At 42.3% G+C, this 22,449-nt stretch carries 30 protein-coding genes and 5 pseudogenes; 18 read left to right on the top strand and 17 right to left on the bottom strand.

All coding sequences use genetic code 11. The annotated features are described in order from the left end of the window. Positions 1–27: 27 nt before the first annotated feature. The 7 genes from galT to JCM16159_RS04855 all read right to left on the bottom strand — a co-directional run bounded on the left by galT (position 28) and on the right by JCM16159_RS04855 (position 4,038). The gene (gene galT, locus JCM16159_RS04870; RefSeq protein WP_054857116.1) at positions 28–1,008 is read right to left on the bottom strand and encodes a galactose-1-phosphate uridylyltransferase; all 981 of its coding nucleotides are present in this window, start codon (positions 1,006–1,008) and stop codon (positions 28–30) included. Further along, positions 1,001–1,309 (bottom strand): hypothetical protein, encoded by a 309-nt coding sequence (locus JCM16159_RS14790; protein ID WP_243665939.1) that lies wholly within the window; start codon positions 1,307–1,309, stop codon positions 1,001–1,003. Before JCM16159_RS14790 ends, galT begins: the two co-directional genes overlap by 8 nt. 169 nt (positions 1,310–1,478) lie before the next feature. Further along, complete coding sequence (locus JCM16159_RS14785; RefSeq protein WP_243665938.1) at positions 1,479–1,952, bottom strand: hypothetical protein; 474 nt, start codon at positions 1,950–1,952, stop codon at positions 1,479–1,481. After that, positions 1,952–2,254 (bottom strand): galactokinase family protein, encoded by a 303-nt coding sequence (locus tag JCM16159_RS14780; RefSeq protein WP_243665937.1) that lies wholly within the window; start codon positions 2,252–2,254, stop codon positions 1,952–1,954. The genes JCM16159_RS14785 and JCM16159_RS14780 overlap by 1 nt, the downstream gene beginning before the upstream one ends. A gap of 223 nt (positions 2,255–2,477) precedes the next feature. Then, on the bottom strand, positions 2,478–3,179 hold the full coding sequence (locus JCM16159_RS14775) for an RsmB/NOP family class I SAM-dependent RNA methyltransferase (RefSeq protein ID WP_243665936.1): 702 nt from the start codon (positions 3,177–3,179) through the stop codon (positions 2,478–2,480). A 28-nt stretch (positions 3,180–3,207) separates the two neighbouring features. Then, the gene (locus JCM16159_RS14770; RefSeq protein ID WP_243665935.1) at positions 3,208–3,672 is read right to left on the bottom strand and encodes a PUA domain-containing protein; all 465 of its coding nucleotides are present in this window, start codon (positions 3,670–3,672) and stop codon (positions 3,208–3,210) included. 12 nt (positions 3,673–3,684) lie between these two features. After that, positions 3,685–4,038 (bottom strand): hypothetical protein, encoded by a 354-nt coding sequence (locus tag JCM16159_RS04855; RefSeq protein WP_054857115.1) that lies wholly within the window; start codon positions 4,036–4,038, stop codon positions 3,685–3,687. 94 nt (positions 4,039–4,132) lie between these two features. Here JCM16159_RS04855 and JCM16159_RS14765 point away from each other — a divergent pair, with 94 nt between their 5' ends. Then, positions 4,133–4,753, top strand: a complete 621-nt coding sequence (locus JCM16159_RS14765) for an Lrp/AsnC family transcriptional regulator (RefSeq protein WP_243665934.1) — start codon at positions 4,133–4,135, stop codon at positions 4,751–4,753. After that, the gene (locus JCM16159_RS14760) at positions 4,717–5,109 is read left to right on the top strand and encodes a hypothetical protein (RefSeq protein ID WP_243665933.1); all 393 of its coding nucleotides are present in this window, start codon (positions 4,717–4,719) and stop codon (positions 5,107–5,109) included. The genes JCM16159_RS14765 and JCM16159_RS14760 overlap by 37 nt, the downstream gene beginning before the upstream one ends. Here the strand turns inward: JCM16159_RS14760 and JCM16159_RS04845 are convergent. Beyond that, on the bottom strand, positions 5,095–5,520 hold the full coding sequence (locus tag JCM16159_RS04845; protein WP_054853598.1) for a phosphate-starvation-inducible PsiE family protein: 426 nt from the start codon (positions 5,518–5,520) through the stop codon (positions 5,095–5,097). The two genes, JCM16159_RS14760 and JCM16159_RS04845, sit on opposite strands and share 15 nt — an antisense overlap. A gap of 124 nt (positions 5,521–5,644) precedes the next feature. On the opposite strand from JCM16159_RS04845, the gene JCM16159_RS04840 reads away from it, so the two are divergent. Both JCM16159_RS04840 and JCM16159_RS04835 read left to right on the top strand, forming a co-directional pair. After that, positions 5,645–5,962 (top strand): hypothetical protein, encoded by a 318-nt coding sequence (locus tag JCM16159_RS04840; protein WP_054857114.1) that lies wholly within the window; start codon positions 5,645–5,647, stop codon positions 5,960–5,962. Between the two features lie 5 nt (positions 5,963–5,967). Then, positions 5,968–7,038: a V-type ATPase subunit gene (locus JCM16159_RS04835; RefSeq protein WP_054857113.1), complete on the top strand. Its 1,071-nt coding sequence runs from the start codon at positions 5,968–5,970 to the stop codon at positions 7,036–7,038. Here JCM16159_RS04835 and JCM16159_RS14755 read toward each other — a convergent pair. The 3 genes and pseudogenes from JCM16159_RS14755 to JCM16159_RS04825 form a co-directional block, all read right to left on the bottom strand. After that, a complete protein-coding gene (locus JCM16159_RS14755; protein WP_243665932.1) occupies positions 7,031–7,168 on the bottom strand; it encodes a hypothetical protein in 138 nt (45 codons plus the stop codon). The two genes, JCM16159_RS04835 and JCM16159_RS14755, sit on opposite strands and share 8 nt — an antisense overlap. Before the next feature lie 7 nt (positions 7,169–7,175). Next, entirely contained in the window at positions 7,176–7,895 is a 720-nt protein-coding gene (locus JCM16159_RS04830) for a hypothetical protein (protein WP_243665931.1), read from the bottom strand. A gap of 56 nt (positions 7,896–7,951) precedes the next feature. Further along, a pseudogene (locus JCM16159_RS04825) lies at positions 7,952–8,789 on the bottom strand (aldo/keto reductase). Positions 8,790–8,966: 177 nt separating this feature from the next. Here JCM16159_RS04825 and JCM16159_RS04820 point away from each other — a divergent pair. From JCM16159_RS04820 to JCM16159_RS04810, 3 genes and pseudogenes are all read left to right on the top strand, one after another. Beyond that, positions 8,967–9,239, top strand: coding sequence for a MarR family transcriptional regulator (locus tag JCM16159_RS04820; RefSeq protein WP_243665930.1), 273 nt, complete (start codon positions 8,967–8,969; stop codon positions 9,237–9,239). Positions 9,240–9,293: 54 nt separating this feature from the next. After that, positions 9,294–9,812 (top strand): annotated as a pseudogene (locus JCM16159_RS18615) (nucleotidyltransferase family protein). A 7-nt stretch (positions 9,813–9,819) separates the two neighbouring features. Then, positions 9,820–10,232 (top strand): annotated as a pseudogene (locus JCM16159_RS04810) (HEPN domain-containing protein). Positions 10,233–10,270: 38 nt separating this feature from the next. Here the strand turns inward: JCM16159_RS04810 and JCM16159_RS04805 are convergent. The 5 genes and pseudogenes from JCM16159_RS04805 to JCM16159_RS18605 all read right to left on the bottom strand — a co-directional run bounded on the left by JCM16159_RS04805 (position 10,271) and on the right by JCM16159_RS18605 (position 14,017). Further along, positions 10,271–10,623 (bottom strand): annotated as a pseudogene (locus tag JCM16159_RS04805) (TusE/DsrC/DsvC family sulfur relay protein). 64 nt (positions 10,624–10,687) lie between these two features. Continuing rightward, complete coding sequence (locus JCM16159_RS04800; RefSeq protein WP_054857111.1) at positions 10,688–11,614, bottom strand: hypothetical protein; 927 nt, start codon at positions 11,612–11,614, stop codon at positions 10,688–10,690. A gap of 77 nt (positions 11,615–11,691) precedes the next feature. Then, complete coding sequence (dsrB, locus tag JCM16159_RS04795) at positions 11,692–12,825, bottom strand: dissimilatory-type sulfite reductase subunit beta (protein WP_243666028.1); 1,134 nt, start codon at positions 12,823–12,825, stop codon at positions 11,692–11,694. Further along, a pseudogene (locus tag JCM16159_RS18610) lies at positions 12,825–13,562 on the bottom strand (sulfite reductase, dissimilatory-type subunit alpha); the annotation flags it as partial. The pseudogene JCM16159_RS18610 and the gene dsrB, both read right to left, overlap by 1 nt. Then, on the bottom strand, positions 13,499–14,017 hold the full coding sequence (locus JCM16159_RS18605; RefSeq protein WP_367834314.1) for a hypothetical protein: 519 nt from the start codon (positions 14,015–14,017) through the stop codon (positions 13,499–13,501). The pseudogene JCM16159_RS18610 and the gene JCM16159_RS18605, both read right to left, overlap by 64 nt. 377 nt (positions 14,018–14,394) lie before the next feature. On the opposite strand from JCM16159_RS18605, the gene JCM16159_RS14745 reads away from it, so the two are divergent. The 4 genes from JCM16159_RS14745 to JCM16159_RS04775 are packed head-to-tail and all read left to right on the top strand — an operon-like array spanning position 14,395 to position 17,058. After that, positions 14,395–14,787: a respiratory nitrate reductase subunit gamma gene (locus JCM16159_RS14745; RefSeq protein ID WP_243665927.1), complete on the top strand. Its 393-nt coding sequence runs from the start codon at positions 14,395–14,397 to the stop codon at positions 14,785–14,787. Between the two features lie 28 nt (positions 14,788–14,815). After that, positions 14,816–15,112 (top strand): hypothetical protein, encoded by a 297-nt coding sequence (locus tag JCM16159_RS14740; protein ID WP_243665926.1) that lies wholly within the window; start codon positions 14,816–14,818, stop codon positions 15,110–15,112. Further along, positions 15,105–16,739 carry a (Fe-S)-binding protein gene (locus JCM16159_RS04780; protein ID WP_054857110.1) on the top strand — a complete coding sequence of 545 codons (1,635 nt, stop codon included), beginning with the start codon at positions 15,105–15,107 and terminating at the stop codon, positions 16,737–16,739. The genes JCM16159_RS14740 and JCM16159_RS04780 overlap by 8 nt, the downstream gene beginning before the upstream one ends. Positions 16,740–16,776: 37 nt before the next feature. Further along, positions 16,777–17,058 (top strand): DsrE family protein, encoded by a 282-nt coding sequence (locus JCM16159_RS04775; protein WP_243665925.1) that lies wholly within the window; start codon positions 16,777–16,779, stop codon positions 17,056–17,058. A 51-nt stretch (positions 17,059–17,109) separates the two neighbouring features. On the opposite strand, the gene JCM16159_RS04770 is transcribed toward JCM16159_RS04775, so the two are convergent. Beyond that, complete coding sequence (locus JCM16159_RS04770; RefSeq protein ID WP_054857207.1) at positions 17,110–17,643, bottom strand: hypothetical protein; 534 nt, start codon at positions 17,641–17,643, stop codon at positions 17,110–17,112. Positions 17,644–17,736: 93 nt separating this feature from the next. Between JCM16159_RS04770 and JCM16159_RS04765 the strand changes: the two genes are divergently transcribed. The 7 genes from JCM16159_RS04765 (at position 17,737) to aprB (ending at position 22,449) form a co-directional block, all read left to right on the top strand. After that, on the top strand, positions 17,737–18,549 hold the full coding sequence (locus JCM16159_RS04765) for a respiratory nitrate reductase subunit gamma (RefSeq protein WP_054857109.1): 813 nt from the start codon (positions 17,737–17,739) through the stop codon (positions 18,547–18,549). A 6-nt stretch (positions 18,550–18,555) separates the two neighbouring features. Further along, the gene (locus JCM16159_RS14735; protein ID WP_243665924.1) at positions 18,556–19,074 is read left to right on the top strand and encodes a 4Fe-4S dicluster domain-containing protein; all 519 of its coding nucleotides are present in this window, start codon (positions 18,556–18,558) and stop codon (positions 19,072–19,074) included. Between the two features lie 2 nt (positions 19,075–19,076). After that, on the top strand, positions 19,077–19,661 hold the full coding sequence (locus JCM16159_RS14730; RefSeq protein ID WP_243665923.1) for a (Fe-S)-binding protein: 585 nt from the start codon (positions 19,077–19,079) through the stop codon (positions 19,659–19,661). A gap of 67 nt (positions 19,662–19,728) precedes the next feature. Further along, positions 19,729–19,971 carry a heterodisulfide reductase-related iron-sulfur binding cluster gene (locus JCM16159_RS14725; RefSeq protein ID WP_243665922.1) on the top strand — a complete coding sequence of 81 codons (243 nt, stop codon included), beginning with the start codon at positions 19,729–19,731 and terminating at the stop codon, positions 19,969–19,971. Positions 19,972–20,133: 162 nt separating this feature from the next. Then, entirely contained in the window at positions 20,134–20,535 is a 402-nt protein-coding gene (locus tag JCM16159_RS14720) for a hypothetical protein (RefSeq protein ID WP_243665921.1), read from the top strand. Between the two features lie 557 nt (positions 20,536–21,092). Beyond that, entirely contained in the window at positions 21,093–21,950 is an 858-nt protein-coding gene (locus JCM16159_RS04750) for a hypothetical protein (RefSeq protein ID WP_054857206.1), read from the top strand. Between the two features lie 10 nt (positions 21,951–21,960). Then, positions 21,961–22,449, top strand: coding sequence for an adenylyl-sulfate reductase subunit beta (aprB, locus tag JCM16159_RS04745; RefSeq protein ID WP_054857205.1), 489 nt, complete (start codon positions 21,961–21,963; stop codon positions 22,447–22,449).

The following is a 22,449-nucleotide window of genomic DNA, read 5'->3' as shown; positions in this document are numbered from 1 at the left end:
TCAATAAAAACCTAACGCAGCTAATTACTAACCATTGTGAATGCAATTTCTTAACACGGAATCCCTAATCCTCTGTGCATTCTCCTCGGGCACTGAGTCGTACGTGAAATTACCGCCACCGGTCTCCATGCCGGCCGCATACTTAATCTTATCCTCCTCCCTCAATATGCCATAAACCTCAATGTGCAGGTGATAGTACGGGTAATCACCCTTCAGCGGTGCCTGGTGCAACACTAATATGTATGGCATTGACTTATTAAACACGTGCGTTAATCCACACAGCGACACCTTAAGGATCTCCGCCAAGCCCCTAACCTCCTCCTTAGTAAGTTCCGTAATTAATTGAATATGCCTCCTTGGGTAGATGTGAACTTCAAAGGGCCAATGCGAGTAGAAGGGCATGAATGAGACCCAATAATCATTACTATGGATTAGTCTCACGCCGTCCCTGAGCTCAGCGCCTAGGATGTCGCAAAACAAGCACCTACTATGCTCATTGAAGTACTCCCTGGCACTATCGAGTTCTCTTTCCACCTTACTTGGCGTGAATGGTAATACGTATATTTGACTGTGAGGGTGCGTTAACGATACCCCTATTTCCCTACCCCTATTCCTAAACCAAAGAAAGTAATGCGCGTAATCCCTACTTGACTCCTCCCTCACCTTATTAATTACCATATTTAGTACATACTCGATCTGGTCAATGGGTAGGTCACTAATATCGTCAATGTCGTGCTCGGGGGTTTCAACAACCACGTAGCACCTACCCACTGACTTACCGGTCCTATAAAACCAGTGATTAGTGGGTTCGGGCGGATTCTCCATGAGCATTGGGTACCTATTCTCAAGTATTAGGGCTCTCCACCCATAGCCAGTCTCTGGATTTCCGGGGCAGAATGGGCAGTAATTACTTGGTTGCCACGGCCTAAAACGCCTAATGTTTGACACCAAAACCCACTCCCTAAGTGTTGGGTCCCACCTAAGCTCCATGACGGGCTTATTAACCATGCACCATCACCCCATTATCTATACTGACGACCCAGCCCCTCGGGGCCAAGCCCCTACTTAAGACCTTGCTCAGTATTTCCCTGGCGGTAGTCTCATCCCTAACGAGCGCAATGACTGAACCGCCTAAACCCGCCCCGGACAACTTAGCCCCATAGGCGCCCTCACTTACCAGGAAGTTAACCAACTCATCTATTACAGGTAAGCTAACATCATAATACTCACTGAGTAATTTATGTTGATAGGTCATGACCTTACCAATCATGGCCTCCCTCCAGTCATAACGGGAAATCAAGCTATCCACCTCAGCACTACTTAGGTTGAGTGTACTCGCTAGGTCTTTAATATCGACATTACCTCCCTAATAACGCTCAATGCCAGTTTCGTACTTTCGTTAGCCCTCAATGTATATAATATCCTCCTTTTAGATGCGTTATCCAACTCCTCAATAAATTGACTTATTTCGCCCTCCCTTATCTCGTCCCAACGAACTTCCCAATAATGGCACCAAGCTTTCTCCTCAAATTCCCAGGTATGTCCATACTAAGTAATTTACGGAGCCCCTCATCAATCTCCTGTTGACGCTTAGGATGTATATCCGCGGTACTATGCCTAATGCCAGTGTCAACGACGAGGAATACCCCATTAAGGCGTGGTAAGACCTCGACGTTGTAAGGAGGCTTAGTCTCTATAACAACAATATTGCCGAAGGCAGCCGCGTATTGATCAAGCCTGCCGCAGGGTATGTTCATAACGTCGTGTTCAGCCTCATAAGCTATCTCTGCCATGTTCTTCCTATCAAGGTTAAACCCATTAATGGCATTGATCGCCGAGGCCAACGCAACCAATAATGTCCCACTACTCCCAAGTCCTGAGGCTATTGGAACATTACTGCGTATCCAAGCCCTGAAGGAATTGACAGAGTATCCACGCTTAATAAATGCCATTACAAGGCTCTAACGTAATCGCCAAACCACTTACCACCAAGCAATTTCAATTCACCCAGTGAGAACTTATCGACATACTCCACATTATCATCCCTCAAATTACCTGATGCCACCGTAAACTCGCCCTGGGACTTAGAAATGGCTATGTAAGTCCTTAGGTTAATGCCTACGGCGACTACGGGTAACCCCTTATAGTCCTGGTGCGTATTAAGGAAGTCCAGTCTGCCGGGTGCGGAGGTTACCAGAGTTGGCTTGTCATTAAAGAATTCCCTGAACTCCCTAGTAACCGCGTCTATAGACATAACTACTGAAGTGTGTCTTTATATCATGGTATTAAAGGATCACTTATTGATTAGATATTGGTGGTTAGGGTGCGTAAGAATGTCATTATGGGTTGGTGCCCCTTTATGGATCCATTAATATTAGAAAACGACCATGTGCTACGTGGCGGTGGATCTAAGAGTACATTAGTAAGTATCAATATTAGGAATTAACGAACCACTAAGGACTATACCAATTATGCCTTTAATAAAGCTTCCTGAGTTTAGCTATGAAGAAACCTGGTGTATCATGTACGTGAGGATAGAACCTAACAACGGATTTTCTATACCTATCGGTTAATCCGCCAGATGCATTGGGAATGCTTATGTCGACTATCTCGAAACCCAGGCTCTCGGCATAGGCCATGTTGTCCTCATTCTCAAGGGGTGGTATTGTACATGTTGAGTAAATGAGAATGCCCCCGGGTCTCAGCAATCTCCATGCAACCTTAATGAACTGCCTCTGGTATTCTGCTGTGGACTTTACGGTCTCCATGGTCTTCACATCAAAGAGCCTGGGCCTAACGCCCATGTCTGTGCAGGGTGGGTCAATCAATACCTTATCCACGGAGTTAACTAGGTCCGGCCTATCAATATTCAGGTACCTCGTGTCCCTAACCTCAACCCTATAAAGACCATCCATGCCGAGCCTACTTAGGGTCTCGATTAATTCCCTAACCTTACCCTCGCTTCTATCAAATGCGTGAACAATAGCCTTACCATTACTCAATTGTATTATATGGCTTGTCTTACCACCAGGCGCTGCGTTCATGTCAACGATAACCTCACCAGGCCTTGGATCAAGTACATGACCAACCCATTGGGCAGGTAAGCTCTGGTCGTAGAAAAGGCCCAATTCGTACTCCCTCACCTCCCTAACCTTAGGCATGGTATAAACACTAACCAATGTCTTAACGCTATGCCGCGCCTAGTATTCAGGGCCTCATCACCATCAACCTCGGCAATTCCAAAGGCCACGACCTCGCCATTGGGGCTATGACGTTGACCTCATCACCCCTCCTAATGTCTTTATCCATCTTGATAACGCCAGGTACGTATAAGTTAGCGCCCACGTAAACGCTCTCGGAGGCCTTCTTATCGGCAAGTACGTACTTACGTGCCGATGGCACCTTATTGGGTCCCTTAACGGGGAACCAGAGCGCCTCAGGCAAGTGCTCATCTTGGTAAATATCTATGGATTTTTCACGTAGTAGTTTCATCAATTCCTCGGGGCTTATCCTCATTGTGTTAGCCCTCACGTAATACCTGCTTGGTGGTTTCCTCACACTATCAAAAATATTCTCCAGTTCACTCTCTGAGAAGTATTGTAGGAGGTATTTATATAATTGATAATCTAGTCTATGTCCCTTAACGACCTCCACCTCCTTCCTTATGGTCATGTTACTTATCATTCAAGCTTGGGTCTGTGTCTCACCGTAATTGCTTAAATCCCTTAACCTCCTCAGTAAAATGTTAACGGCATTATTGGGGTTCTCCTTAGCCAATTTCCACAACTCCATACTCTCAGTAATTATGTACCTAAGGACCCTGGACCTGGTCTTGACGGGTTTATTACTCTCAACTCTGACATAACCATCGTTTGCTAATTTACCGAGGACCTTAGCCGTCTTCAATATGTCTGCGTGTTTGTCATTAAGCCCTGCAAACTTCAGTAATGATCTTGCCTTAATGGTTACCCTTCTGCCCCTACTCTTACTTACTAAATCAACGAGCGCTTTTATGATCCTTGAGTCATACTCCTCCATACAGTGTGTATTATAATTAAGGCCCTTATAACAGTTTTTCACTGGAGCGCAAACGCAAATCATTTTTTTTAAATGGGACTGAGGATAATGCCACGTGGAGCTTAACGATAAGAGAAGGGCATTGTTAATGGAGCTTCAATACAACTTTCCAATAACGAGAAGGCCATTCCTTGACATAGCCAGGAGGATTGGTGAGGATGAAGATTGGGTATTGGATGAAACGAGGAACTTAATGAGTAATGGTTTGATTAAGAGGATTGGCGCCCTCGTGAATTACAGATCAAGAGGATTGGTATCAGCACTAATTGGTGTTAATGTACCGAGCGAATTAATAGATGATGTTGCTAGGGCCATAAATTCCGACCCACAGGTATCGCATAACTTCGTTAGGGGGCATGCCAGGTACAACGTGTGGTTCGTTACGAAGGCCAAGAGTAAGGAGGAATTAATAACGAAGGTCTCCAGTACCCTGACAAGGTTTGGAATTAATGATTTCGTGATTTTAACGGCATTGAGGACCTATAAGATAGATGTTAAGTTCGACTTAATTAACGGGGTATCCAGAACGAAGTCGATGATTTTACCACTTAATGTACCGTCTATAGAATCAACAGGACTCCCGATGGAGTTCTTTAGGAAGTTAAGGTCAATAGGCATTGAGCAGGAGCCTTCAATGAATTGGCGAATCTGGCAGGCACTAACGTTGATGGGTTGAGGGACTTAATCAGTAATCTAATGAAGGTCGGTATAATAAGGGACTTCTACGCAACCCTAGACTCGGACAAAGTGGGGTTTAGAGAGAATGCCATGGTAGTCTTTAAAGCAATCCCAGAAATTTGCGAGAGGACTGCGTTGATTGAGGAGGCGACGCATGTGGTGCTTAGGGAGGTGACCCTTGGTTCCTGGCCATATAATTGTTACTTCATGATACATGGTGTTAGTAGGGATGTGCTTGAGAATGCAATAGGCAATATAATGAGGAGACTCGGTATTAATGAGTACGAAGTGCTTTATAGCATCAGGAATTTACTGCCTGAAATGGCGAGGAGGCTCGAGTTAACTAATACGTGATGGTGCCTTTGCCCTACTAACTAACCAATATGCCAACGCAAGTACGAGAATGCTTGCAACCAGTAGCACACCGTAGTTAAAGGAGGCACTTGGTGACGCGATGTAGAGTAGTAGTTCTCTTGAGATTGCCGTGAGAACCACGGCAAGTACTAGGTCAACGACTACGGTACCGGTCTTTATGTATTCCAGGAACATGTCAACGAACTCTAGGGCTATGACCACTAGGAATACTCCAGATAGGGCGCTCAATATCTCTACGTCGGATATTGAGGAGGTTGACATTAACGACATAATATCTTTAATGGCTAAGTATAATGCCACCGCACCTAATATCACGGTTATCACTATTATTACCACATACAATGCAATGCTTACGTACCTAAAAGCCCTCACAATATCCTTAGTGTTCATTAATCATGAACTTCAATAGGCATTTTTAGGTCTTTATCATCATTTATCATTTAATAATAAACCGTGGCTCGGGATCAATTATAATGCAATAATATTTTTAAGGCCTCATCGTAGAATCCTTATCGTGTCCTTAGAACGGCTTTATGAGATTCTTAGGAAGGTTGATAGTAAGGTTGATGAGGTGTACAAGCTAAGGGATAGTAGCGATGCCGAGATTACTAGGTTAATAAATGAGGTTAAGGTTAAGGTTCAGGGTGAGGTTGAGGAGTACATAAAGAGGATTATTAATGAGTACAGGGAGAACAGGTCTAGGGAGATTGAGGATGAAGTGAGAAAGTACTCAGAGCAGTTACGTAAGGAGGTTGAGGAGTTCAGGAGGAGGGTCAATAACGCAATTGATAAAACCGTTGATGAGGTTGTTAAGGCATTAATTGGTGAGTAAGGGAAATGTCGAGTAATTACGTAATTAAATTAACAGCACTTGGCCCTAGGGTTAGGGGGTTAAGGGCTAGGTACTTGAGTAGGGATAAATTAAGCGCGTTAATACTAGCGCAGTCGCTTGATGATGCCGTAAACGTGCTAAAGGGTACTGAGTATGGAGATGTCCTTGAGAGGTTGGGTAAGATAGTTGATGAGGCCCAAGTAACTAATGAGGTTAGGTCCCACGTAATTAGGTCAATAAGTTCATTGGCATCGTCAGTACCATCACCGGCATCCGCCGTCCTGAGGTCGTACCTAATGAGGTTTGAGCTTGAGAATGTTAAGGTAATTGCCAAATCATTAATGAGGGGGTTAGAGGGTGTTGGGTCGGTGGAAGGTCTAGTCAACGTAACGGTTGAGGAAGAGCTTGGTAGAAGGCATGTTTTGGCCGCGATAATGGGTGTTAGGGATGTTGAGGATTTACGTAATAAGTTAATGGAGCTTCAGCATCCAGCCGGCCCAGCGCTTGACACCTTCATAAAGGTCGGCAAGCAGAATCCTCAATATAATGTAATGCTTATCGATACATTAATTGATAAGGCCTTCATAGAGTACCTAATGCGTTTGGCGAGAATTGATTACTCGGTTGGTAAATTCATTAAGGGGCTTGTTGATTTCTATAACCTTAATGTAGTATTGAGGGGCAAGTTATGGGGTGTATCACAGGAGTTGATTAATGAACTAACAATACACTCAGGCAATGTGTTTGTTACCGCTGTGAAAATCTACGGCGAATCACCCACGAGAATTCTCGAGGAAGTAGCTTCAGTATTTCCACCCGTGGACCAATTAATTAAAGTGGCTGGTTCCTCAGACCTTAGGTTATTGGTTCAGTACCTTGGCCCATTCAGTTACAGGTTTACTAAGGACCTTGAGGACTCAATGATATCACTATTTACGGAATTCTCGCCAGGCGCAGCCCTGGCTGCCGTGCACTTTAATTTTGTCGAGAGTGAACTTGTTATTACGTTATTAAATGCATTCCTGGAGGGTGTACCCAGGGATTTTATTGCTAAGCTCTATGGCCAAGTTATTTAATATTCTTTATCTCCTCAACCTTCTTCAGTAGTTCCTCCTTAGATTTATTTATCCTCTCATTTATTTGCTCAAGGTATTTATTCACAATTTTCTTCGCCTCCTCCTGAACAATCTCATTAATCCCTGGCATCAACCTCTCATAACCGGCAAATTATAAATACTTTATGCCCCATGAGATTGCCTAATCTTAAGGTTAATGAGATGGCAAGGACTATTAATGAAGTTAGCAATAATACCAATGCATATGCCCCATAGGAGTTACCGGCAGTGCTGCTTTTCATGTATGCGATTGATGATACGATGGCATTACCATGTTCAATGCATGCGCCATCCACAAGCACATTAACTATCGTGTTTATACACGGGCATGATAATGGAACGGCTGGTTTAATCAATATATTGATGTTGTTATTAGCGTATGTTGTTATGAATAGTGAGTATGTGTAGGGTGTATAGTCAATGACCTTTCCATTGCTCAATACGGTAATTGATACATACCCACTACCAAGTATTGTGGCGTTTACCGTGAGAATGCATGAACCCGGCAACGTAATGTTAACCCACTTACTCGTTGGGTTATAGATGTTAATCACGACCTGCGACTCATTACTTACTCTAACATAACTTGCTATCGGTATTAACGTGATTTCACGAGCCACTACCGAACCATTATTTAGCCTTTCGAGTTGCCCGTTATTTATCGAGACTAGTACATTGCCAATTACGGAATTATTAATTTCAACCGCCCTGGGAAATACGCAGGTTGTGTTACCCCTTAACTCACCATTTACACATGTGTATGTAATGACTGCACCCTGACTTACTGGTATCACCAGCAATAATAAACTTATGATCAATATTATTAGTGATGTAATTTCCAAGTAATTAATGATTGTTGAGGTCTTCGGCATCGCTAAACCCTACGGAAATAATTACTTATTGAATCCCAATCCTCCTTACTTAACCTCCAACCCATGCGTCCGCATCCTCCTCAACATGCTCAATCCTACCGGCCTTTGGTATTGGCACGAGGTTATCAATGCCTATGTACCAATTAAGCACAACCTGTATTGCAGTCTTACCATACTTCCCACCAATCCTCCTCAGGAAATCATTACTGGCAAACTCACCCTTCTCGAGTGGCGTATACGCCAGGTAGAGCATGCCATTCCTCTGCACGTATGGTATTACCGAGGTCTCATCAACCCTATGGAGAAGGCTATACCTATTCTCCACAGCGGCAATGTCATACTTACTGAAGCACTGCCTAGCCCTCTCGATACCCTCAACATCAAAATTACTCAAGCCAACAAACCTAACTACGCCATCATCAATCAACTTCTCAAAGGCCTTCATCGTCTCGCAAATAGGCACATCAGTGGCAGGCCAATGGAGCAGGTACAGGTCTATGTACGTGCCCAGCCTCTCCCTACTCGCCCTGGCCGCCTAATGACGTCATCATAACGGGCATGGTTAGGCCAAACCTTAGTTACTATGAAGAGCTCCTCCCGTGGAAAGCCCCTTATTGCTTTACCAACGAGTTCCTCTGAATGCCCGCCACCGTACATCTCGGCCGTATCAATAAGCGTCATGCCCAACTCAATACCCCTTCTTAATGCCCTGATCCAACCCTCGTCATTTGAGTAGTCAGGTGACCAGAAACCTCCACCGATGCCCCACGTGCCCATTCCAATTACGGAAACCCTGCCGTTTATTGATTTTACGTACTTAGTATCCCGATTTAATGGCATGAGTATCATGAAAGCATATCCATGAAGCTTATAAGGGTTATGCCGAAGACCTAATGAATTAGTCCTTATACTGAATTACCGCATTAATTTAATATTATTCATTATTAAATATGTGTATTGAATTAAATTGGTCTAAATATAAAAATCCTTATTAATAAGTGCTATGTAATAGGTAAAATGATGTCCGTGGAATTAAGCGAGAAGGAAAGGACGGTCCTGAGGATTATTGGCGACGCCTGTGATAGGAGGGGCCAGAATAGCGTCAAGCTTGAGGAGGTTTCTGAACGCTTTAAGATAGCTGGTTTTAATATTAATGAGGTCATGGACATGCTGTATAGGCTTGAGGACCTGGGTCTAATTAGGCTCGAGATAATTGGTTATTCAACGATAATTCACATCACAGATAAGGCAGGGGCATCTACAGGTCTCTGTAACCTCCGCCAGATTTAGGGGCGTCAAGTTAAAATTTTGCCTTTACGAATAAGTTATGGCGGGTTTAATTAAATGTTTAGGAAAGGCCTTGACCTTGTTAAGGAGCCCATAGAACGGTCATTCAGAACCTACTGAACTCATTGATTAGGTTATACAGTGATAACCTAGTTTCACTTGTTATCTACGGTAGTGCTGCGAGGAGTGATCAACGTAAGGATAGCGATATTGACATGCTGGTGATTTTTGAGGGGTTGCCCAAGCCCATTTCTGATAGGATTAAGATGCTTGAGAGGGCCGAGGATGAAGTTCAGCCATTACTTGATGAATTAATGAATAGGGGCTACGCCATTACATCATCCCCATTAATAAAGACTAGGGAGGAGGCTAAAAGATTCTCACCGCTTTATCTGGATATGACTGAGGATGCCGTGATTGTCTATGATAAGGATGGATTTTTTTGAGAGTGTACTCACAAGGATAATCAACAGGCTAAGGGAATTGGGCGCGATGAGGGTCTGGGTTAGTGATAAAGCTTGGTACTGGGTCCTAAAGAAAGACTATAGATTCGGCGAAGTGATTGAAATTGAATAATCTTGAGATGACCAGGTCTTATATTAGCCAGACTATGGAAAGGATAAGGCATGCAAGAGAAGCATTAAGCGGTGGTAATTATCCATACGTAGTTAGACAGTGCCAGGAGACCGTTGAATTACTGCTTAAGGCTGCACTGAGAATTGTCGGCGTGGAGCTGCGAGGTGGCATGATGTTGGTCCAGTACTCAGAAGGGAACGTAGTAAGTTCCCTGGATAGTTTCAGGAATATATCGATGAGTTGGCGTCAATATCAAGGAGCTTGAGAAAGGAGAGGGAGTTCTCAATGTATGGTGATGAAGAGAGCGGAATACCTCCTGAGGAGTTGCACACTAGGATAGATGCTGAGCGGGCGCTTAATGATGCTGAGAAGGTTCTCTTATTGGTTAAAAAGTTATTTAATGAAGCAGGTGGATTATGAAGAGGATTTTTAAGTATATTATGGATTTTTATATTTCATTATACGCATCCTGTTGGTTTTGGCGCCCCCGCTACTTTGCATGCTCCGTGGGCTGGTCCATCTGGGAATAGTTCGTATATTCCTCCAGTGTTTCTCCGGTCTCCTTTAGGAGCATTTTTATTGGTGGGCATACGCCGTAAGTCTCCCAGTACTGCCTAAGGTACCTAACAACCTTCCAATGCCTCTCAGTCATCTGCTGAACACCCTCAAGATTCCTAGCCATCCACTCGGCAACCTTCTCATCCCAAACCTCAGGATTCTGAAGAAAGCAATCCTCGTCAAGTATCACCTTCTTCCCATTTACCTCATACTCACCTGGGCAGGTTACTGGCATGTTATTCACCAAGGTCATAAACGTGGCATGTTGTAAAAGGGTTATTTCACGTGATATGTGTAATTGCATGACGATAAACTCTTTACACTCTTATCCTAAACATATTCCTCGGCATCACTAACTTCCTAAAAATGCCCCTAGCATCATCAATACTCAATCCATATGCTAACCTCATTAACGAACTGTCAATCAGTATAGCCCTATCACCGAGCACTCCCCTATCAACCCTTCTAAAAACCCTCACCTTTAATAATGCATATATTAATGCCCGAGACGCAAGTAGATACTCCCCATTTTTATCCATGGATACCTCATAAACGTAATTATTAGTTAGCCTAACTCCTGGATGAGCCCATGGCCTTATTCCCAACCTCTTACTTACCGCATCACCAAGCCTTATGACACCTGGTTTACACATTAATTTTCTGCTTAAGTAATCCATAAGGACCTCATTATAATGATCCGCGTGTATCAATACATCGTGATGCCCGTTTAAACTACGTAATAGCTTCACTATTTCCCTAGCTCTCAACTCAGACCTAAACTTTATCCTCTCCGCATCGAGCCTCGCATACCTCAAGACATACCTCACAGCATCCTCAAAGCTACCCCTAAGCAATGCTGAATTATAGCCTCTATAAGCTTCGGCGATCCTCAATTCTATGAAGGCTATATACCCCTCCTCATTACTTAATGACACATGACCCAAATCATTAAGTATTGCCCTAACCCTAATCCTCATACTAATTGAGCCATAGGGATCAATAGGCACCACATTAATACCGTTATTAATAAGTCCCCTTAACATCCCGTAAAACTCCCTGGAATAATCGACATCAAAATACTCAATCTCATAAAGCAATTGATTAAAATCAATCTCACCATTTAAATACCGTCTAACACCCTCAACGTTAGGAACCTCAGCAATGAAAGTATCATAGTGATATGCAACCTCCCTTAAGTATTTAATGTATTCAATCCCTGGTGGAGTTAAAACTATGTTTATCATTTTAAACACATAAATTCATTGGAATTTCAAATAAAGATAAAAATAATTTAATCATTTTTAACAAGGGCATCAAATAATTACATATATGTTATGAACTGCCTAACACCAAAGTTCCAGGAAATCTCCTCACACCTGTTATGTCTAGTCCTTGGAACGCCAAGCTTATTCATGAACTCATCAATACTTATCCTATCAATGAAGTCGCCAAGTCTTTCGCCAGGCTTAGCCTCTCTCCTCCACACATCGATTATTTTTCTTACGGCTGCCACGATTTCCCTGTACTCGGGTGGGTTGACCGGTAACCATGGAATTACTTTATAGGGTAACCTCGGTCCTGTGCCCGTATTACTCGTCTTACCGCCCACGAATATTGCAACGCCAATCTTTGATGGATCCCAATCAAGGTAATCGCAGACATTCTTACATCTACCACATGCTATGCACTTCCTCTCATCAATTTCGATACCTACCGAACCATCTGGCTTACCAAAGAGCTTAACTGCACCAACAGGGCATACAGCCGCTATGTCAGGTACAACCTTCTTGAGAGCTTCGGCACTAGTAGGTAGACAGAACTTTATCCTCTCTGGGTCAGGCTTTGGTGCTTGTCCATAGTGCCCAACAATCACTATGTCACCGGCTAGCGTACCGCCACATGTATTTGTACAACCCGCCACAAAAATCATTAACTTAGCCGGTAACTTCACCTCACCAGTGAAGAACGGCTTTAAGTGATTATAGAGTACCTGGGTTATTGATGGTGCATCAACAACCGCTGTTGTACAAGTTAGGTAAGCCGTGCATGATGTTATATGCCATAGAGATTCCCCCCATCCTCCCACCGGGAAGCCGAGTTTCTCAACCTCCTCTTTAATCTTCAAGGCCTTGTCTAAACTGTCAGTTATGAACTCAAGGTTCATGCCCCTAGTAGCCCTAACAACGCCTAAACCATATTTGTCAGCAATCTCTATGAACTTCTCAAGAGTATCTACACTAACCCTGCTGTTTGGCGGTAAACCAACCTTAACCGTGAATACCTTATCACCAGTCTCGGATATATGTTCAATGATTCCATTACCATGGAACTTCCTATCAATCCACCTACCATAATTACTCCTAATAACTTCAGGTAATTGGGCCGAGAACGGTACTGGTAACCTCTTATTTGACCTATCCCTAGGTTCAGGAGTTATGGAGAGACTCATACCCATCACCTCGAACTAGAACCACCTCCAAAGTATTCGTTCATTATTTGTTTAGCCCAATCTTCATACATTTTCCTCTCATCATCGGTTAAATTAGTCCCTATTGAGATCCTCAAATGTGATGATGGTGTTCCTTTGGGCTTATTTGGTAGAGTCTTGTCAGCAACCTCACTAATGACCTTAAAACCTCTCTTAATTATCATGTCGCCTATTCTATGCCTACGTGGAGCTAGCTCCATGTATTTATTAATTAATTCTGTGGCAAATGGAATAACTTCCTCAATAGAGTCCAACAGGGCAACGGCTCTTGCAAGCTTAGGTCCGAAGTGCCCCTGAACATGAGCACCAACGAGCAAAGCGATCTTCCTATTCTTACCTGGTCTTATTGCTGGGAATGCCTTCCTAATGCAATTCATAGCCTTTAAGCACTTAGAGCCATCGATCCTAAGCTCCTTCTTTTCCTCATCCCAGGTAATGGCCTTTGACGGACATGAATCAACAATTTCTTTCGGATTTATCTTACCCTCCTCAACCATCTTCCTAAACAATCCCTGATCAACCTCAGGGGCACCAATCCAGGTGCCGATTAATGCGAAGTCAGCCCTGGAATTTGCCGTGGCGCAGTCCATTGGACAACCACTGAACTTGAACTTTATCTTGTACGGGAACATCTGCGTGTTTAAGTACCTATAAACCGCTGGGTGTGACCTAACGTAATCCATTGCATGTAATGTATCGTATAATGTAAATTCGCAAAGGGCTGGCCCCGGGCATGCGTAGAATTCCCTGAACGTATCGCCTGAACCACCAACGTCACTACCATTATGGTCCTAATGGCATCAACAGCTTCATCAGCCTTCTCCGCAATCATATTCATGACCAACGCGCCCGTGTTGCCACCGAACTCCACTAAGCCAATTCCATACCTCTTGGCAACCTCGACAACCTTCCTCAGGTAACTAGTTGAGTAGAATCTGCCGGCTGGTGCATAGGTCCTGAAGTGAATCTCCACGAACTTACCATCCCTACTCCTCCTAGCCAATATACCACTGAATACATACCTAACCCTAAAGGAACCACTATACCATGGTGTGTACTTCCTGGCTAGGCCCTCGGCGTAGGGTTCAAGTGGGTACTTCGTCTTCTTAAGTTCTGTGACATAGCTAGGCCAGGGACCCTTCTCAAGGTATTCAAGCATCTTCATACCACGTTCTAGGTCGCTCGATTTTTGGGAAGTTTCTACGCCCATGCCTTATCATAGATTGTTCAGTACAATTATTTTGAAAAGCTTATTACACGTGGAACGTATATTACTTCGATGCATGTGAAATAAAGGATAAATAAATAAACGAAATGTACGAATTGATGATTTACGCATTAGTGTTTAGATATACGTCGTATATCTCGTTTATTATTTTTGTGGTTGGCATCGCGTATAAATGGTGGAGGTGGTCATCAATGCCCTTACACCTAAGGTGGGAGCTTTATCCAGTCCCCCATGAGGCATTTAAGGCTGAGTATGGTGGTAGTTATTTAGAAGAAGTTAATTGGTGGAGTAAAGGACGCCTAGTTTCAGTGTTTGGTGAACTTAAGGAGATGCTTAAGGAGATGCTCTTTATAGTAAGGATATACAGGAATAATAAGAGATTATGGTTTTTATCATACTTATTTCACTTAGGCATATATTTGATATTAATTTGGTTTATTTTAGTATTTCTAGGTGCAATTACAATTACATACGTAGGTATACCCATACCATCAGCGAACCACTGGGCCTTATTTGTATATTATGCCACCATAGTAATTGGCGTGGTGGGTGACTTAATTGCTATAATAGGAGGTTTAGGATTGTTGACTAGGAGGTTAATTGACCCAGTACTAAGGGACTACACAACAATACCTGACTATTTCAATTTAATTATTATATTACTTGCATTATTAAGTGGGTTCTTGGCATGGTTTTTTTGACCCAGATTTTAACTTGGCTAGGGAATTCATGAGCAGTTTAATTAACCCGTTATCATCATCATCGCCAAGTCTATATGTAATAACCATGGTTCATCTCGCGATACTTCAGATCCTCATTGCCTATATACCATTCTCAAGAATTACACACTTTATAGGTAAGTACTTCACTTACCATAAGGTGCTTTGGGATGATGAACCAAACATTGGACAGCTAGATAGAAGAATTCAGGAACTACTTAAGCTAACCTTATCCTGGAGTGATCCTCACATTAAGTCTGGCGATACCTGGGTGAATAATGTGCTTGGGGTGACTGCTCATGGGTGATAAGCACAACATAGTTAAAATTAAGGATATTAGTAAATCCGGTGGCCAATTAATCAGGATAAGTCTCACGGACTTAATGCCCCTACCTCCACCATATGATAAACTGGATATGGAACCTCTAATGACAGAACCAAAGCCTGAGTGGAGTAAGAATTACGTTACTGAACTTGATGGTTATATAGCAATTGACATACCGTGGAAGCCAAAGGGTAAGGATGAGGAAGACAGGTTAGTTAAGAAGTTCCTTGATGGATTAAGGAAGTTGACATCAAAAAATGATAACTGGACCTTCCTACAACCACTTCTGTTAGCCCTTGAATACTGTGCCAAGTGCCAGAACTGTGCTGAGGCATGCCCAATATACGTGGCGAGCGGTAGAAAGGAAATATACAGGCCAACGTATAGATCTGAGGTACTGAGGAGAATTTACAATAAGTATATTGCTAAGAAACCTGGGGTCGATATTGAACTGAACGTTTATACAATATTAAGATTGGGAGAGCTAGCCTATAGGTGTACGCTATGTAGAAGGTGTGTTCAAGTCTGCCCGCTTGGTATAGATAATGGCTTAATAACTCATGAATTAAGAAAGCTCTTTGCCCAGGAATTAGGAATAGCACCAAAGGCACTTCATGAAAGAGGCACAATGCTTCAATTAAAGACTGGTTCATCAACAGGTATGAATCCTAAGGCGTTCCTTAATATGGTTAAGTACATGGAGGATTTAATATATGAGAAGACAGGCAAGAAAATTAAGATTCCAGTTGATGAAAAGGGCGCTGATATACTCCTTATTCATAACGCTGGTGAATACTTATCATGGCCTGAAAATCCAGCGGCATATGCTATAATATTTGAGGAGGCAGGCATAAACTGGACATTAAGCAGTGAGTTGGTTGGTTATGATGCCGTTAATTACGGTGTTTGGTATGATGATGTTCAACTCGCCAGAATAGCCCTTAGGCATGTTGAGGTTGCCCGAAAATTAGACGTTAAGAAAATAGTCGTTGGAGAGTGCGGCCATGCCACCAAGGCATTTATTGTCGTTGCGGATAGAATCCTTCAGGGCGAATATAGAATACCGAGGGAGAGCGTTCTTCCATTATTGAGAGATATCGTATTAAGTAATAAGCTTAACCTTGACCCCAACAAAAATAATTTCCCAGTTACACTACATGATCCATGCAATATAGTTAGGCTGGCAGGGATAGTTCAGCCACAGAGGGAGATCCTTAGGAGGATTGCTCCATTATTTAGGGAAATGGAACCGCATGGCGTATATAATTATTGCTGTGGTGGTGGTAGTGGGTTCGCAATCATGACTTCGATGAACTTTACCGAGTGGAGGGTGAAGGTGGCATCAAGGATGAAGTTTAAGCAGATACTTGAGGCGTTTAAGGATGTTGTGGATTCAGGGATACCTAAGTACGTATGCGCACCCTGTTCTAACTGTAAGGGAGAGTTAAGGGACGTATTAGCGCATTATAATGCAACGAAACTTTACAATATACATTATGGTGGTTTAGCAGAACTTGTGGTTAACGCAATGGTTGATTTGAAGGAACCATACCTCGACTTCCTAATTAAAAAAAGAATAGGTACTCCTTTTATTTCATGGTTTATGTGAAATAAAAGCAAAATAACCTGGGCATTGCTAATCATCAATGAGCGAAAAGGGTAGGATTATTTTCTTTACAACCATGCCCCCTTCAGAGGAGGATCGCATTCAAGCCGTGTTAAGGCTCGCATTGATTGCTTCATCCTTAGGTTACGATGTTTTTATATACCTAGCACTTCACTCTATACTAATTGCTAAGAGGGGCGTGTTTGAAAAATTAAGTGAGACCACAAGGAATATGGTAAGGGAGGCCATAAAGAATAATGTTAAGGTGATGGCTTGTAAGGTTGCATGGAGGGTTTCAATGTTAAAAGGGAAGAACTTATAGATGGCGTAATCATTGCGGAACCAAAGGATTTATTTGAAACCGCTAAGAACTCTATTCTCCTTTCTTGGTGACCTCAATATTATTTAAAATGCTTGTAAAATATTCAGTATAATTAAGCTCTAGATTATCTATTAAACCCTCTATGAAGTTTTCATTAAATAAATCTTCGGTGATCGCAGCCTTTATTCCACAGATAATGGTTGCTCTTTTATCATTCATATTAAGTTTAAGTGGAAATAGAAACGGCGCAATTGACCTATCTCCATACAACTCATAACCTATCCTTGTAGTTATCTCTTCAAGATTCGTAAAAGACTGCGCGATAGCGGGGTATTCTTCAAGGTTGATATTCATTGTGAGATTTAAATCAAGTAGGGCAAGTGATACGTAACCCTCTTCCTTAGCTGCGTTTATTAATATAGGTGCACTGCTCTGCATATACAATATGATGTTAACCTCCTCTGTTGATTTTATTACATCTTCGATTACATCAGATATACTGATTTCCTCGATAAAACCTGCATCTTTAGCTCTCCTTATTATTTCGAGTATTTCCTTGCTTCTTTCATCCTCATCATTACTCATTACTATATTGGATAATAATGCCATATTTTTATTCCATTTTGCCCATACTACGTGAAATAATGTTTTTTTATTTTTCCTTAGAATGATGCGGCAATGAACGAGCTCTACCTCATTCTATACGGATATATTCCATACGTTGTGGTGATAATATTTCTAGTGGGCATCATATATAGGATGGCCACATGGGTATCAGCAAAGGGATTAGTGGGGCTTTACAATGCTAATGTTTGCCTATATAGGGATGGTTGGGGCTCAACGACAATAGAGGTTCTTAAAAGAATATTCATTTTCTATACATTACCTGGTAGGGACAGGGATCAGTCATTGTTCATAGGCTCCTTCTTATTCCATTGGGGAATTTGGATCGCATTAATAGGGCATCTCGGCATAATAATCCCAGGTACGTACCTAGAGGAATGGTTTGGATTAACACCAAGTCTTCACCACATAATCGCATTGTATGTTGGTGGTACAGCAGGTACAATAGCGTTAATTGGATTATTAATTCTCATCGCTAGGAGAATCACCGGTAGAACAATTACCGTGAGGGTAATGAATGAGTATAAGGTACGCATCCCTCTACGTATGTTTAGCTTTCTCGATGACTACTTTGCAGTGGCAATACTTCTAGCAATAATAGTTCTCGGCCTTTACCAAACACTTGGTATAACACCGTATAATCCAGCATATATTGATATTATCAGTAGGTGGATGTGGTCCCTCGTCATGCTTCATCCAGACATCCAACCAATAATTAACTACCCAATACTCCAGGTACATGCATTACTTGCCATGATCTTCATAGCTTACTTCCCATGGGGCAAGATGATGCACCCATTCTCATTCCTCTTCATGCCAACAATAGCAAGGCCAGCGATAAAGGTGAAGGTACCAGAGATGAGGTGATGGGTTATGGCCTACGATAAGGTATTCAAGGAAAGACCATTCAAGTGGGGTGATGTATCAAACTTTATGCACTACATGGCTGATGAAAAGCTGGTCTCAAGACTTCATGAGACCATTAAATTTAAGCAAACAGCAATTACCGACGAAGAGAAGGTAGAGTACTTTAAGAAAAGGCTACTTGAGGAGTATAACAATAATAAGAATGTTAAGATGGCTGTGGATGTATGCGTTCATTGCGGTCAGTGCATGAGTGCCTGTCCAACATACATAACGACTGGTGATCCGTATAACTCACCTGTCGGGCGTGCTGAGTTAATAAGGGCCGTAATTAAGGCGGATAAGGTCAGCGGTAAGTTATTTGGTAAGGCTGTCGGTGCTGTTAAGAAGATTGATATGAATTATATAAGGAAGGTTTATACGTATTACTGGCTATGCCTAATATGTAGGAGGTGTGGCTATGCCTGCCCGTTTGGTGTTGAGCAGACTGATGTAACTAGGCTGTTAGGGCGATACTTTATGAAATAGGTATGGCGTCTAGGTTCACGGCATTAACGGTAGATGCTCATTGGAAGAGTGGTAATAACATGAATTTGACTCCTGGGGCTGTTAAGTCCATAATCGACTTCGTAGTCAAGGAAATAAAGCAGGAAAAAGGAGTTGAACTTAAGGTCAAGATCGATGAACCAGCCTACGCCTTATTACTACCGTCATCAGCCGACTACTTCATGAATATGGAGACCCTCAAGGGCTATCTACTATTCCTACACGCCGCCGGTATAGACTATACATTAAGCACAAAGGCAGTAGAGGTGGCCAACTTCGGATTATTCCTACATCCTAAGCACCTCCAGGGATTAGCAGAAAAGTACGTTAGCGTTGCCAGAGAATTAGGCGTAAAGTTAGTAATTGCTGGTGAGTGCGGCCATGCATGGAGAGCTCACAAGAATTATACATTACCAAGGCTTAAAGAATACGGAATAGAATTAGTGCATATACACCACCTCGTCGCGAAGGCAATAAGAAACGGAAAGATAAAACTAAACCCTGAGGCCAATGGCGACATAATCTATATGTATCAAGACCCATGCCAATATGCTAGGGAGGGGACTTAACGGAGGAACCAAGGTTCATACTTAGTCACGTTGTTAAGAAGTGGGTTGACCCAGAACATAATAGGTCATGGACTGGTGCTGTGGAGGTCAAGGAGGGAATCTAACGGATGAGGTAGTACCATTAGTCACGCAATACGCAAGGCTCTGGTATGAGGAAGCACTTAAGAAGAATGCTCAATGGATTATTAGGCCTTGTTCAATTTGTAAAGCTCAACTCAGTCATGTTGTTCCATACCTAAATAAAATGTATAGTAAGGAGATTAAGTATTCAGGGCTTATGGACTTGGTTTATAGAGCGTTGGTTATTTAAATGCATTTGAATATTAATTAATGTTTTTTCCACTGAAAAACGACCATTTATGTTTTATCGCTATTTAGTGCAATTTTTTGCACTAAGCAACTGATTTTATAACAAATGAATATATATGAACATTTAATGAAATACAGTGATATCATCACAGGTAACGCAAGTTTGATTCCAGAAAGCCTAAGGCTGGAGTTTCGAAGGCTCGTAAATGTTGAGTACGACAATGTAGTAAATGATATACTTGCCTATGTGATCATGAGGGGGCCAATTACATTATACAGAATTTCCAGAGAAACACCGTATAGTATCTCATCAATTTATAAAAAGGCTAAATACATGGTCAAGAACAACTTGATAATAGCTAAGGAAGTGGATGATAAATTAAATGGAAGGCACATGTACGAAGCTACAGTTAAGGGATTACTAACGTGCCTAGCCTATAAATGTCTCGATGATGATGCCATATTGAATAGACTTAAGGTTAAATGGAACTTAAGGAACTATGATAACATTAGGTTAATATCAATACTGATGATATTACCGTATGTAGTCAAGGGCGAGAGCTAAGGATAATTGAGAATATAGATACGCTAATGATAACGGCATTAAGTACGTTAATTAATAACTCAGCAATAAATAGTAAACTCATCGACGAGACAACAATAACCAGTGTAAAGAATACCTCGATTTATTACCTGGTAAATAGTATAATAAATAGTACATCAAACATTAAAAGGCCAGATATAATACTTGGTAACAGCTCATTCCTAGTAGGATACTACAGGAACAATAAGATGCTTTATGTATACATATGCAGATTATGTGAGAAAAACTGCGTGTTAACGTATACGACATGCAATAATAATTGCCCATTAATTAGTGAATTAAATAAAGATATATCAAATCTGATAAAATGATTAATTATTAATAATTTTATTTTAGAAAAATTACTAAACTTTTACTGGAGAAATTGGTATAATATAATCATATATCCGTATTAATAAAGAATTAATATTATATTCAATTATATTTATTATTATATGTAATAATTTATATGCATAATATAAGCTTTCACAATCAATGTGGAATAAATAATTTTTTTTAACTAAAGTAATATGAAATTGATGATCGAACTGTACCTACCAATACCGCACCTATGGATAATTTACGGAGCCATAGCGCTGGTTATAGAGATGGTTATTGGCTTCGCCGTTGAGATAGGCAGAGGTGTACTGGCCCTTTCAAATTTAAGTAGGGTATTACCGATAAAGGGTCCAACGAGGAATTGGGGCTCCGCGGGCGCCTTTATTGCCGGCTTAGTCATGGCTTTCCTATACCCATTCTATGGCGCGCCAATGACCTCATGCCATACACAATCACTATACTTAAGGAAACCTAGGGTTAAGGCGGTGGCACATGCATTAATTTGGTGGGGCTTCGTATTTGCGGCGATATCAACGGTCCTAGGCTTCATTTATGATGAGTGGGTTTCGAGTGATGTACCTGGTCTCGTGGCTTTCATACCGGGTGGTAAGCTTGGTCCCATGGGTCCATACGCCGTTATAGGTACTGGCGCCGTTGGTGGCGTTTTGATAATTATTGGGTTTATACTTATGATGATCGCTAGGTGGCAGGGGACCAGGCCGACCAGTGAGTCTGCAGTTACGGACTTCTTCCTCTGGACCGCCTTCTTCGTCTCATTAAGCGGCTTTGCATTAATGGGCATTGAGTTAACGATGCCATTGAACTACTACGCATTGGCGACGGCATTTAGCGTGCACATATTCCTAGTGGCCATGATGTTCGCCACAATGCCCTGGACTAAGTTTGGACATGCAATTTACATGTACATATGGCAGTTATACGATAAGTATAGGACCTGGAAAGGCGTGGAGCCCAGGTTGCTTGGGCCGTGGAGTGGCGAGTTAGCCGAGAGAGCGCTTGAGTCCCACGTACCAAGTCATCCAAAGAAGCACTCATGAGGTGGTGTGCATGCCCTCCTACGTAATCCCAGCCAAGTGCACGGGTTGTGGGGACTGCGTTAACGTATGCCCGAGCCACATAATGAAGTTCACAAAGTCTGGAATATTCGGTAGGAAGGCGTATAACGCGGAGCCGGAGTCATGCTGGGAGTGCTACAACTGCGTTAAGCATTGTCCGCAGGGCGCTGTTCAGATAAGGGGTTACATGGACTTCACACCACTTGGTGGTGCCGTTGAGGTCTATAGGGATGAAAAGACGAACAGGGTTTACTGGACGATTAGGTATAGGAACGGCACGGTTAAGTACTTCGTATTCCCAATAAGGACAACGCCCTGGGGCTCAATAAAGCCACCGCAGGAGTACCCAGAACCACTCAAGGAGTTCCTAAGGACGCCGTACCTATCCTGCGAGCATGAGCAACTTGGTGGTAATAAGCTCGGTGTTGAATTACCAAGGATGAAGGTTCCGGAGGTGGTTAAGGTCGAGGTGAGGGGGTGA

Source organism: Vulcanisaeta sp. JCM 16159, assembly GCF_001316265.1.
GTDB lineage: Archaea > Thermoproteota > Thermoprotei > Thermoproteales > Thermocladiaceae > Vulcanisaeta.
This window is presented reverse-complemented; position numbering and strand designations above follow the sequence as displayed.